The 12,250-nt window shown below is 42.3% G+C and carries 13 protein-coding genes and 1 tRNA gene; 7 read left to right on the top strand and 7 right to left on the bottom strand.

What is annotated here, in order from left to right; genetic code table 11:
- Positions 1 to 4: 4 nt before the first annotated feature.
- The 4 genes from VEZ01S_RS14730 to phoB form a co-directional block, all read right to left on the bottom strand.
- Positions 5 to 2,194, bottom strand: a complete 2,190-nt coding sequence (locus VEZ01S_RS14730) for an ABC transporter permease subunit (protein WP_040891112.1) — start codon at positions 2,192 to 2,194, stop codon at positions 5 to 7.
- Between the two features lie 204 nt (positions 2,195 to 2,398).
- A complete protein-coding gene (locus VEZ01S_RS14725; RefSeq protein WP_439654015.1) occupies positions 2,399 to 3,322 on the bottom strand; it encodes a PstS family phosphate ABC transporter substrate-binding protein in 924 nt (307 codons plus the stop codon).
- Between the two features lie 26 nt (positions 3,323 to 3,348).
- A complete protein-coding gene (gene phoR, locus VEZ01S_RS14720; protein WP_021714850.1) occupies positions 3,349 to 4,662 on the bottom strand; it encodes a phosphate regulon sensor histidine kinase PhoR in 1,314 nt (437 codons plus the stop codon).
- A gap of 36 nt (positions 4,663 to 4,698) precedes the next feature.
- Positions 4,699 to 5,388, bottom strand: a complete 690-nt coding sequence (phoB, locus tag VEZ01S_RS14715; protein WP_021714849.1) for a phosphate regulon transcriptional regulator PhoB — start codon at positions 5,386 to 5,388, stop codon at positions 4,699 to 4,701.
- A 184-nt stretch (positions 5,389 to 5,572) separates the two neighbouring features.
- On the opposite strand from phoB, the gene rdgC reads away from it, so the two are divergent.
- From rdgC to VEZ01S_RS14690, 5 genes are all read left to right on the top strand, one after another.
- A complete protein-coding gene (rdgC, locus tag VEZ01S_RS14710; RefSeq protein WP_021714848.1) occupies positions 5,573 to 6,481 on the top strand; it encodes a recombination-associated protein RdgC in 909 nt (302 codons plus the stop codon).
- A gap of 139 nt (positions 6,482 to 6,620) precedes the next feature.
- Positions 6,621 to 7,994 (top strand): prephenate-dependent tRNA uridine(34) hydroxylase TrhP, encoded by a 1,374-nt coding sequence (gene trhP / locus VEZ01S_RS14705; RefSeq protein ID WP_021714847.1) that lies wholly within the window; start codon positions 6,621 to 6,623, stop codon positions 7,992 to 7,994.
- Between the two features lie 3 nt (positions 7,995 to 7,997).
- Positions 7,998 to 8,252 (top strand): YfhL family 4Fe-4S dicluster ferredoxin, encoded by a 255-nt coding sequence (locus tag VEZ01S_RS14700; protein WP_021714846.1) that lies wholly within the window; start codon positions 7,998 to 8,000, stop codon positions 8,250 to 8,252.
- A 160-nt stretch (positions 8,253 to 8,412) separates the two neighbouring features.
- Positions 8,413 to 8,868 (top strand): DUF6314 family protein, encoded by a 456-nt coding sequence (locus tag VEZ01S_RS14695; RefSeq protein WP_021714845.1) that lies wholly within the window; start codon positions 8,413 to 8,415, stop codon positions 8,866 to 8,868.
- 2 nt (positions 8,869 to 8,870) lie between these two features.
- Entirely contained in the window at positions 8,871 to 9,722 is an 852-nt protein-coding gene (locus tag VEZ01S_RS14690; protein ID WP_021714844.1) for a DMT family transporter, read from the top strand.
- Between the two features lie 76 nt (positions 9,723 to 9,798).
- On the opposite strand, the gene VEZ01S_RS14685 is transcribed toward VEZ01S_RS14690, so the two are convergent.
- A complete protein-coding gene (locus VEZ01S_RS14685; RefSeq protein WP_021714843.1) occupies positions 9,799 to 10,203 on the bottom strand; it encodes an ArsR/SmtB family transcription factor in 405 nt (134 codons plus the stop codon).
- A 3-nt stretch (positions 10,204 to 10,206) separates the two neighbouring features.
- On the bottom strand, positions 10,207 to 10,479 hold the full coding sequence (locus VEZ01S_RS14680) for a hypothetical protein (RefSeq protein WP_021714842.1): 273 nt from the start codon (positions 10,477 to 10,479) through the stop codon (positions 10,207 to 10,209).
- 359 nt (positions 10,480 to 10,838) lie between these two features.
- Here VEZ01S_RS14680 and VEZ01S_RS14675 point away from each other — a divergent pair, with 359 nt between their 5' ends.
- Entirely contained in the window at positions 10,839 to 11,345 is a 507-nt protein-coding gene (locus VEZ01S_RS14675) for a hypothetical protein (RefSeq protein WP_040891106.1), read from the top strand.
- 13 nt (positions 11,346 to 11,358) lie between these two features.
- On the top strand, positions 11,359 to 11,928 hold the full coding sequence (gene gapS2, locus VEZ01S_RS14670; protein ID WP_021714840.1) for an anti-phage protein GapS2: 570 nt from the start codon (positions 11,359 to 11,361) through the stop codon (positions 11,926 to 11,928).
- Positions 11,929 to 12,090: 162 nt separating this feature from the next.
- Here gapS2 and VEZ01S_RS14665 read toward each other — a convergent pair.
- Positions 12,091 to 12,167 (bottom strand) — tRNA-Asp (locus VEZ01S_RS14665).
- Positions 12,168 to 12,250 lie beyond the last annotated feature (83 nt).

The following is a 12,250-nucleotide window of genomic DNA, read 5'->3' as shown; positions in this document are numbered from 1 at the left end:
CTGCCTATAACGAACGATACTTATCACGAAGTCGCTGGCGAACACTTTCCCCAACACTGTTCACAATAAAGGTAAACAAAAATAAAATTAACGCTGACAAAAACAGTAAGCGATAGTGAGAACTCCCTACCTTAGATTCTGGTAATTCTGTAGCAATAGTTGCAGTAAGTGAACGTAACCCTTCAAAGACATTCCAATCCGTAATTGGCGTATTACCTGTCACTGTCAGCACGATCATGGTTTCGCCCATTGCGCGCCCTAAGCCCAACATGATCGCCGAAATAATTCCGGGGCTGGCCGTCAGTAACACCACTCGAGTTAATGTTTGCCATTCTGTCGCTCCTAGAGCTAAAGCACCATTCGATAAATGCTTAGGTACCGAATAAATCGCATCTTCTGAGATAGTAAAAATGGTTGGAATCACCGCAAATCCCATCGCAATCCCTACCACTAAGGTATTGCGCTGCTGATAATCCCAACCTTTATCTGCGAGGAAGTAAATTAAACCATGCTCAAACAGCATCTTTTCAAGGTAAGGAGAAACATAAAATAGCCCCATACACACAGGAATAATCACCGGTAACAAAGTAATAAGGTGCAGCCCTTTAGGGACTTGAGATTTAACCTGTAATGGCAATAGTGCCCAAATACCACCACAAATCAGTGCGGTGAGTGGGATCACCAAAATGCTCAGCATAAAGGCCAGTAAATTCCTTTCCATAATTGGTGCAAGCCATACCGCAGCCACAAAGCCAATGACCAATGTCGGTAACGCCTCCATTAACTCAATAGCGGGTTTGATGGTATTGCGCATCCGCGTTGACATAAAGTTTGCGGTATAAACTGCGCCTAGTACCGCAATCGGAACAGAAAAAAGCATGGCATACAAAGCGGCTTTTAATGTACCAAACACCAAAGGAACTAAACTGAACTTAGGTTCAACATCTTCTTCTGTTGACGAGGTCTGCCACACGTAGTCTGGGGTTGAGTAACCTTCATATTGCACCTTCTGAGTCAATTCTTTAACGGAGATCTCAGGGTGTTTTGCGTCAATTTCAAACTTTGTAATCTTGTCTTTATAGACATTAATTAAGTATTTATCATTTCGCGATAGAGAGCTCAGTAACGGCGGTCTACCAGCATCAATACTTAAGATAGCCTCAGGTCTAGTGGCATAAAACAAGCTGTACATCCCGCCTTTGTCGACCGTCCAAAAACCTTTGGTTGTATGCTCAGGGATAACAGAGATCACCTCACGACTACTGACGTATTTACGAGCCGATCTCAAGCGACGTTCATTTTGAAAAGTGACAAACCAAAACTCAAGCTCATTATGAGAGTTAGAGATGATCGCCCCTTTATCACCGTTTAAAAAGCTAAAAGCACGCTGAGCGCCATCACCGATTCTATCGATATTTTGAGAAAATAACCTAAAAGCATCCGTTCGGACCTGGCGAGTAAAAATGGAAATACCTTCTTTATCTAATACCACCAAACACAGTCCATTTTTGGCAATAAAGATGTCCGATATTTGTTTGAACGTTACGGGCAACGCTTTGATGTGGTGAGTCGCCTCTTCTGCGCCTATCACATAATCCAGCACTTCAACTTTACTATTACTTGCCCGAGCAATCACAGCGCCCTCTTGCATGACCGTAAAACCTAGGTGTTTAGTCTGGAAACCAGAGTCTGGAAACGCCAATGCTGACAGTTCTTTATTCACTCTTAAGTTAGGCGTATAGACAGCCTTTTTCTTGGAATGGGAAATGATATATTCAGGCATGGCCACCTCTATATCACCACTAGCATCAAGCATAGCCACCCACGGTCGAGGAGAGTTTGTTGCTATCGCAACTGGGTCTTTTTGTATTAAGGCGTGGTTAATCACTTCAAACTGATCATTTAAAGAGAAGTAAATGGCCTCACCGTGCTGGTTGATGGCAATACCATTATTCCCCGTATTATCGATTTTCGTGTCGATAAGAGAGCCGCCATCAACAGGCAGTTGATATTCTGTTTGCTGATAACTAGAAGCACTAAAAATAGGTACTGTTTCGCTAAAGAAGTAGATAAGAATACCAAGCAGACCGACCAACATACCCAAACCGCTGGCTTTGACTAACCCCGCAATCAGTTTATCTTTAACTAGGCGGGTTCTATTGGTCTCTCTTAACAATGATGTAGCCTTATTCATTTCGTGTGATCTTCTCTGATCTTGAGACTGAAACTTAAGCATCGAATCTAGGGATAATACAGACAAATACTTAAATCAAACTCATCTTCAATCTATGAGTGACGATAGATGCTACACCTTTTGCATCTTACCGCAATAACAGACAACCACTCAGCAGCATATAATCGCGTCTAGACGACTCTAAGCTGAGTGAGCTATCAGTGATTAAAGAGATAAATCGACTTTTGCTAATTCTTTCTTAGCAAACCCCGGTGAAATAGGAATATAACCCTCACGGGACACGGCGTTTTGTCCCTGCTTAGAGTAAATAAAGCGTATAAATTCTCGCTGTTTTTTAGGGAGCGGTTTATTCGGTTGTTTATTTACATACAAATAGAGCTTACGACTTAGTGGGTATTTCCCAGTAATAATATTGTCCGATGTTGGCGTGACATAATTATCGTCATACTTTGCAATAGGCACCAATCGAGTCCCCATTGCTTTAGACGCCACCCCTGAATAACCTATTGAAGACGGTGACAACGCTACAGCCTGAACCACCGAGGTTCCACCCAGCAACTCATTGACCGAGCGGTCAAAATCACCACCGCACAATACGGTACTTTTGAATACACCATAAGTGCCTGACACAGGGTTACGTCCAAATTTTTGAATTTTGAGTTTGCCCCAAGGCTGCAAAATACCTAAATCGCTCCAACTGTCGATATGACGATTTGTGCCGCAAAAATAGGTCACAGAAAAAATAGCATCCAGTTCAACAAAGTTAAGCCCTTGAATAGGGTTATCTTGATGAACAAAAACACCTAACGCATCCAGTGCAACAACTAACTCTGTTGGGGAGTAACCGTAATTACGTTCAAATGCAGCCACCTCGCTAGGTTGCATTTCACGGCTCATAGGGCCAAATTGAGCCGTACCTTCTATCAATGCGGGAACAGCCGTCGAGCTACCTGAAGCTTGAACTTGCACATTCACGCTAGGGTACAACTCAGAAAACTCTTCAGCCCATGCCGTCACAATGCCCGCTAAGGAATCCGAACCCACAGAAGATAAGTTGCCAGAAATTCCGTGCACATGACGGTAATCAGGCAATTGGGCGGCCGATATTGTCCATGATAGTAACAACATGGCAAAAGCCGCTAATTGCGAGACTCTCATTGCTCTATCAACTCTCGAGAGATAAGACGTTTTGGTAGCACGAAAGAGAATCGACTTCCTTTACCTACCTCACTTTGGATCTCTAACTGTGAATCATGGTGACTCAAGGTGTGCTTCACAATCGCCAGTCCCAAACCACTGCCTCCCGTTTCCCGTGAACGTGCTTTGTCCACACGATAGAAACGCTCAGTCAATCGATGTAAATGTTGTGGTTCAATGCCCTCGCCAGTATCTGCGACTTGTAACCAAGCCCCTTGAAGAGTTTCACGCCAAGTCACCTCAATGTGTGAACCCGGCGGAGTGTATTTAACCGCGTTATACACCAAGTTTGAAATCGCACTGCGCATTTGATCTTCATCACCGATGATTTTCAAAGAGGTATCCACATCAAAGGTTAATTGATGCTCATTTTTGCCACTTAATGCCTGTGCTTCTTTTTCTAAGATCTGCAACATTTGTGGCACATCAACAGTATCATCGCCCGCCCCCATAGGAGCTGCCTCGATCTTTGACAAAGTGAGAAGCTGATCAACGAGGCTATTCATACGGTTAAGTTGTTCAGTCATCACCCCGTGAGCTTTCGGCCACATAGGTCCAATAAGCATGTCAGGATCGGCCGTCATTTCTAAGTAACCTTGCAATACCGTCATTGGTGTACGCAACTCATGAGAAACGTTTGCAAAGAAGTTACGACGCATGCCCTCTAAAGTTTTAAGTTGAGAGACATCACGCACTACCATCAAGTGTTCACCATCGGTGTACGGCACAATACGCAGCTCTAAAATGCGTTCTACATTCAATGGTGAGCGTATTTCTAGTGGCTCTGAGAAGTCATTTTTATTTAAATACTTAATAAAGTCAGGTGTGCGCAATAGGTTGGTGATAGGCAATTCACTGTCTTCTGGCCAGCGAAATCCCAGCAACTGCTGCGCCAGTCGGTTACACCAAACAATATTGCCTTCATCACGAAATACCACCACCGCATCTGGCAGTGATTCAGCTCCGTTTCTAAAACGGCGAATGAGCCCAGTCAGTTCTTTTCTTTTGCGACGTTGACGCTGCTGTAATCGGTACATACCATTAAATAATGGCTCCCAATTACCCGAGCTTGAGGGTGGCGAAAGACGCTTGTCATTCCATAGCCATTGTGAGAATCGGATTTGATTGTGCAGGTGCCATCCTAACTGCAACAAAGTCGCAATCAGCAGCATCCATGGCATGTAACCTACAAGCCATCCAAGTAATACCCAAGGGGTATAAAAAAAAGCCAGCTCTAAAGCCAGCCTTCTCCATGTCAGTTTTTCTACCATCTAAAGGCAAACTCCAAAGATCGATAAGCCTGCTGGTTAGGCTTTAGTCGAGAATCGGTAACCTGCACCACGTACAGTTTGAACGAGTTTATGATGCTCACTAGCTTCAAGCGCTTTGCGCAAGCGACGGATATGAACGTCTACGGTTCTATCTTCAACATAAACATTCGTACCCCAAACATGGTTCAATAGCTGCTCACGACTGTACACGCGCTCTTGGTGAGTCATGAAAAAGTGCAACATTTTAAATTCGGTTGGTCCCATATCCAATGGTTGATCATTGGCGGTAACACGGTGTGATACAGGATCTAAACGTAAGCCTCTAACATCAATGGCTTCTTCCGTTGACGTAGGAGATGCACGACGGATAACCGCTTTAAGACGAGCAATTAACTCTTTTGGTGAGAATGGCTTAGTAATGTAATCATCAGCGCCAACTTCAAGGCCTTTCACTTTGTCTTCTTCTTCACCACGAGCGGTTAGCATTACTACGGGTATATTGCGAGTCATTTCATCACGTTTGAGATGCTTGATGAAATTAATGCCCGTGCCGCCAGGTAACATCCAGTCCAAAAGAATAAGATCTGGGAACGGTTCTTTTAGCATGCTAACTGCGGTGTCATAGTCTTCGGCTTCAACTGTCGTATAACCTTTTTGCTCCAGCACAAAACAAAGCATTTCACGGATCGGAGCCTCATCCTCTACTACTAGGATTCTTTTAGACATATTGTTTCATAACCTCAACTGTTTATCGACTCCGCGTATTATCCAGATAAATTATGACACTTTTGTGGCGATTGAAAACAAAAAATCATAATAAATTCATTGAGCAAGGTGAAATTTGTACTAGGCACTAAGATGGGGCTTCATTTATCATTAGATTTTCCCCATCGCAATACAGGGACACACTATGTGGTTTAAAAATTGTCTAGTTTACCGCTTCAATCGTGAAGTAGAGATTCAAACAGAAACATTAGAAAAACAGCTTCAAGAATTTCAGTTCAAACCTTGTGGTAGTCAAGATAAACAAAAATTTGGTTGGTCATTCGCTATGCCGGGCCAAGACCAATTACTGAGCCACGTGGCGCAAAACCGCATTTTGTTGTGCGCTAAAAAAGAAGAAAAATTACTTCCTGCTTCTGTCGTCAATGATGCAGTCGCCAATAAAGTCGATATGTTAGAGCAGCAAGAAAATCGCCGTCTGAAAAAGACCGAACGCGACACCATTAAAGATGAAGTCTTGATGGATTTGCTGCCACGTGCTTTCACTCGTAGCCAACTGACTTATCTGCTGGTATCTGTTGAAGATGGCGTCATCATCGTTGATGCCGCGAGCTCTAAAAAAGCCGAAGACGCATTAGCACTGCTTAGAAAAACCATCGGCAGCTTACCGGTTGTTCCTGCGCTACCTGAAAAAGCGGTTGAACAAACCCTGACAGAATGGATAAAAGGCGAAAGCCAGCCGACTGGTTTTGAGATTTTAGATGAAGCAGAGTTGAAATCCGCGCTTGAAGACGGTGGCATCATCCGCTGTAAGCAACAAGATCTACAAAGCGAAGAAATTCTCAATCACATCGAAGCCAATAAATTTGTCACTAAGCTGGCGCTAAACTGGCAAGAGCGCATCGAATTTGTACTGGCTGATGACGCCAGTTTAAAACGTTTAAAATTTGGTGAAGAGCTAAAAGACCAAAATGAAGATATCCCTCGCGAAGATAAAGCCGCTCGTTTTGATGCGGATTTCTCTTTAATGAGCGGTGAATTGCTGGCATTGATTGGTAACCTGCACACCGAATTAGGTGGTTTAGAGCAAAATTAACTGCTTTTGACACTACAATTTGTGACATAGATACTTTTTTAGTGGCGATTATTACGGCAATCCCGTAAAATTCGCCCTCCTTATATCTCGGCACATGGTGGCGAGATCCTGACTTGAAATCAGAATAGAGTATAAAAACATGTTCAAACCAGAATTACTTTCTCCTGCCGGTAGCCTTAAAAACATGCGTTACGCCTTTGCCTATGGTGCAGATGCAGTTTACGCAGGCCAACCACGCTACAGCCTTCGTGTTCGTAACAACGAGTTCAACCACGAAAACCTGCAAATCGGTATCAACGAAGCTCATGCCCAAGGTAAGAAACTGTATGTGGTTTGTAACATTCAGCCTCATAACTCTAAGCTAAAAACCTTTATTCGCGATCTTAAACCGGTTGTAGAAATGGGCCCTGACGCATTGATCATGTCCGATCCTGGTCTGATCATGATGGTTCGTGAAGCTTTCCCTGATATTGCTATTCACCTATCAGTACAAGCCAATGCTGTAAACTGGGCGACCGTGAAGTTCTGGTCAACTCAAGGTGTTGAGCGTGTGATTCTTTCTCGTGAACTTTCACTGGAAGAAATTGAAGAGATCCGCGAGCACTGCCCAGAAACTGAACTCGAAATCTTTGTTCACGGCGCATTGTGCATGGCGTACTCAGGTCGCTGCTTACTGTCTGGTTACATGAATAAACGTGATCCTAACCAAGGCACGTGTACGAATGCTTGTCGTTGGGAATACAAAGCAGAAAAAGCCACTGAAGACGATGCCGGTCAAATCGTAGAGATTCAAGAAGCAGTAACGACTGAAAACCAAGAGCGCCCAGACAACACGCTAGGTCTTGGTAAACCAACGGATGAAGTGATCTTGCTATCAGAATCTCATCGCCCAGAAGAAAAAATGGCAGCGTTTGAAGATGAGCATGGTACTTACATCATGAACTCTAAAGATTTACGTGCTGTTCAACACGTAGAGCGTCTCACTAAAATGGGTGTACACTCACTGAAAATTGAAGGCCGTACTAAGTCTTTCTATTATTGTGCGCGTACCGCTCAGGTTTACCGTAAAGCCATCGACGATGCAGTAGAAGGCAAGCCATTTGATCCAAACCTACTAGGCACTCTAGAGAGCCTTGCTCACCGTGGTTACACAGAAGGTTTCCTACGTCGTCACACTCACGATGCTTACCAAAACTACGAGTACGGTTACTCAGTTTCTGATTCTCAGCAATTTGTGGGGGAATTCACAGGTAAACGTCGCGGTGACCTAGCTGAAGTTGAAGTGAAAAACAAATTCATGGTGGGTGACAGCCTAGAGCTAATGACGCCACAAGGTAATGTCGTATTTAGCCTAGAAGTAATGGAGAACCGTAAATCAGAAACGATAGATGATGCAAAAGGCAACGGCCACTTTGTGTTTATCCCTGTTCCTGAAGATATGGACCTAGAGTTCGCTCTATTGATGCGCAACCTCAACCCAGGTCAAGACACTCGTAACCCATCAGGTAAGTAATCGATGGCACTACTGATACAAAAGACATGCATTAATTGCGATATGTGCGAGCCTGAGTGCCCCAATAGCGCAATTAGTATGGGCGACTCTATCTATGAAATCGACCCTGACCTATGTACTGAGTGTAAAGGCCACTACGATACTCCCACATGTCAGTCGGTTTGCCCTATTACTAAGTGCATCATAACCGACCCACAACGTGTCGAAACGGAAGACGAGTTACTCGAAAAATTCGTCATTATCCAAGGTATGGCGTAACACCGATAACCAACCTATTCTAAATCCGATACTCAGTCATGATTATCGGATTTTTTATGGGCTACGATTTATAGGAAGCGATAACAAACTCAATCGATAAGTTATCTCTTTTGTTCTGAGATAGAACGTAAGCAACTGATTTTAATTATGAGTAATCAAGATGTTTGATCTTTGGCAAGAGCTGCAAAAAATTAATCACTACCACTATCAATCGCAACCGGGAGCTAATTCCGTTATGGGTTGGGCCGGCGCAGGTAGTGGTGATGTGACTTGTGAGCTTGACGATCAGCAGACACTCTATTTTAAAGAAGCAGGCCAGTTTACCCTTCAGCAAAATGGCTATACCGTCGATACTCAAAATGAGTTTATTTGGCAGCGCTTAAATGAACATCAAATAAAACTGCTGCACAGCCGCTTTGGTCGTAACAACGCAGTTGAGCTGTTTGTCCTCAGCTACCATGCAGAAACCCAGCAATGGATCAGTGACGCCGCCCATGTCTGCGCTGATGATCTTTATAGTAGCACAGTACAATGGCAAGACAACGCAGTTGAATTTAGTTGGACCATCACCGGCCCACGCAAACAAGAAAATTTACATTATCGATATACGAGGTAGTTTTGATATATCTAATCGTTACCACGATCATCTGGTCGTTATCATTTAGCTTAATTGGCGTTTATTTAGCGGGACACGTAGATGCTTATGTCTCGGTATGGATACGTATTGCGTTAGCCGCTATCGTATTTTTACCTTTTATTCGCCTTAAAGCGGTTAAGAAAAAAGAAGCACTACAACTGATGGGCATTGGCGGTGTACAGCTTGGCTTAATGTACATTTTTTACTACCAATCTTTCTTGCTCCTCACCGTACCTGAAGTGTTAGTGTTCACCGTGTTCACGCCAATTTACGTCACCTTGATATACGACGCATTAAAGAAGCAATTCAACCCTCTATACCTTTTAAGCGCTCTTGTAGCTGTACTCGGTGCCTTGGTGATTCGTTTTGATAACCTAACCGAAGACTACGTGATCGGTTTCTTTGTGGTGCAGTGCTCTAACCTCTGTTTTGCTTTTGGACAGGTTGCCTACAAATACTTCAAAGAAAGCCGCGAAGACATGCCACAAAAAGACATTTTTGGTTGGTTCTATATTGGTGCATTAGTGGTGGTTAGTATCGCGTGGCTAATATGGGGCAAAGCTGAACTGCCAACCGATCCAGTACAAATTGGCGTATTGGTGTGGCTAGGTATTGGCGCATCAGGTTTAGGCTATTTTCTGTGGAATAGAGGCGCAAGCCAAGTCGATCCCGGCTATTTGGCCATAATGAACAACGCCTTAATCCCTGCCGGACTCATCGTCAACGTCACCATCTGGAACCGCGATGTAGACATGACCCGCTTAGTGGCCGGTGGTGCAATTATCCTGCTAGCGCTGTTTATTCATTCTCGAATTAAGCGCGTGGCTGAGTAATTCATATATAGGCTAAGTACGAGTTGAGTACTTAGCCTAAGCCTTTATGCAGAGCCGTATTTAGGCTATTTAAGCCCTATTGACCTATGAGTGTATCTTTAACTTCAAGCCATTGCTCGCTGTTTGGACCAACAACACACTCTCCATTAACTCGCATCTCAAGCCGTAATCGGCATCGGCTTGTCACATCAAGAAATTGTTCTTTAGGCAATTGTTTTACAGACTCAACAAGAGATTGCCAATGCGCTAACTCTTGATTCGCTAAGGTATAATACACCCACTTACCGCACCTCTCTTGAGTCAACAGCTTCGCCTTGAACAACATTTTCAGATTTCGAGATACGTTGTATTGGCTCTCTCCAGTAACATCCATCGCTTCCGCGACAGTCACTTTTTGATCAACATGGATAAGCAACCAAAACAGCTTCAGCCGATTCGGCTCAGCTAACGCTTTTAATGCATCTAGATATTGAACGTCCATTGATTACACTTTCTTTTTTCGTAAGCTGACAAACATTATTGCAATACCGATTAAAAATACGATGCCGGAATGCGTAGCATGAAAAGCCAACTCTCCTTTACTCGCGCCGGTAAACAAGGCATACCAGAAAAATGGACAGAATATCCCCAGCAGCGCAATGTTTCGTCCTGTACGCGTCTGATCTGAAATATCGCCCCCTTTAATCAAGGCGCGAAACACCTTAAACATATGACTGTACGCACACCACTTAGTCACGTTGTTAAGTGCCGTTTTCATCTCTAATCCTCATTAGATGTTTTATGAGTAGAGACTTTACCTGACTTCTTAATAGATTCATAGATGCGCAATTATGCATGTATGATTATTGTCGCAGTACTTAAGTTGCTATCTAGGATAAATATTTTAAGAATATGCTGTATGTCATACCCTTAAGATATGCTGCTACCTTTAAACCCTTTCAAGAACTCTAATGTAGGTATATTACTGATAAGAAAAAGAAAACAAGTAAATCAGTTCTATTTTCTTACCTTAAATTTTCGTTTGAGCAACTTTTAAGAGTTGCAATATCTATCATATCCTCACTTATACCTATTTGGCATGATGATAGGAAAAGTAGAATTCATTTGGAATATAAAATGTTATTAAAAAACAAAGACAAACAATGTTATGGAGCTGGGATTGAGGCTATCCACTACATCATTGAAACGAGAAAAAACAAAGGTAAAACGCAATTTGAACGGTTAGATGAAGATAAGAAAGTTCCATTCATTGTACCAGCAGTCACTTGGGATGCAGCAAAACAAGTTGGTTCATTGAATAATGAACATTGGCATTTTGATGTTGGCTATGCGTTTAGAGAAGCCCTAGACCTGATCTTTATGGAACGAATTAGAAATAAACGCAAGATCAATTTATGGACTCAAGGTGCAATAATCTCGTTTAATGAAGGTGATTTACTCCTTTCACGCTGTGGTCAAAGATCTATACAAGTAAAGTATGCAAACCCTATGGGGTGGGATGAAACAAAGAGTGATATGTATTATGGAAGCGTAACATATCAAGAGTATTTTATTAAAAATGGTAAATCTGAAACTAAGCATGCAACACAATTGGACTTTCTTTCAATACTAATTAACGGATAAATGAGTTGATTCTATGACTGTTTTTGAACTTTTAGGTGTAAATTCTGGTGATGCTATTACTGTTAATAACCCCTGGTCAGATAATGGGCCACGAAAAGTAGTACCTTTGGCATTATCTAGAAATGGCATATCAATTAGAGCTATCGATTGTCGTTATGGGGATATCCGTTATATTAAAAGTGATTGGACTGTATTTATGTCTAATGGCGATACTATTGAACTACAAGACTTTCCTTATGTTAAACAAAAAATTGAAGAATGGAATTATCGTAAGCAGAGCCAAATAGATGCACATAAAAGGGTACAAGAGGTACTTCAAATAGAAGACTTCGAGCGTGAATATGCAACTTTAGATGAAGTCCTGAACACTATTAATATTAAAGACTTAAAAGTAGCTGTGACAGGAACCCTCCCACTCTCTAGAGCAAAAATTAAGTCTTTACTAGAAAGTAAAGGCGCAACAGTAATGGGTTCAGTTAGTAGTCAGACATCTTTTTTGTTTATGGGAAATACAGGAAAGTATGAAATTACTAGTAAAATGAAAAAAGCACATAATTTAGGTGTGAAAATTATAACTTTATAATGTGATATAAAGACTAATAATTAACGTAACCTTATTATCTTTGCTGTGATAATAGCTCTACCACTGATACGTCAATTATTATGTATCTCTTGAAAAGTACGTTTAGTTTCATTCAATTAATAATAAAAAAGCCCTAGCATTTCTGCTAGGGCTTCTTATTAGTGGCGGAGTGGACGGGACTCGAACCCGCGACCCCCGGCGTGACAGGCCGGTATTCTAACCAACTGAACTACCACTCCGCACCAATTTGTTACTAAACAAGGTCTTATAAATGCCTTATCCAGTATTTGTTCCTAGATATAAAATCTAAAAACTTAATTAA

The organism is Vibrio ezurae NBRC 102218 (assembly GCF_000467185.1).
Lineage (GTDB): Bacteria > Pseudomonadota > Gammaproteobacteria > Enterobacterales > Vibrionaceae > Vibrio > Vibrio ezurae.
This window is presented reverse-complemented; position numbering and strand designations above follow the sequence as displayed.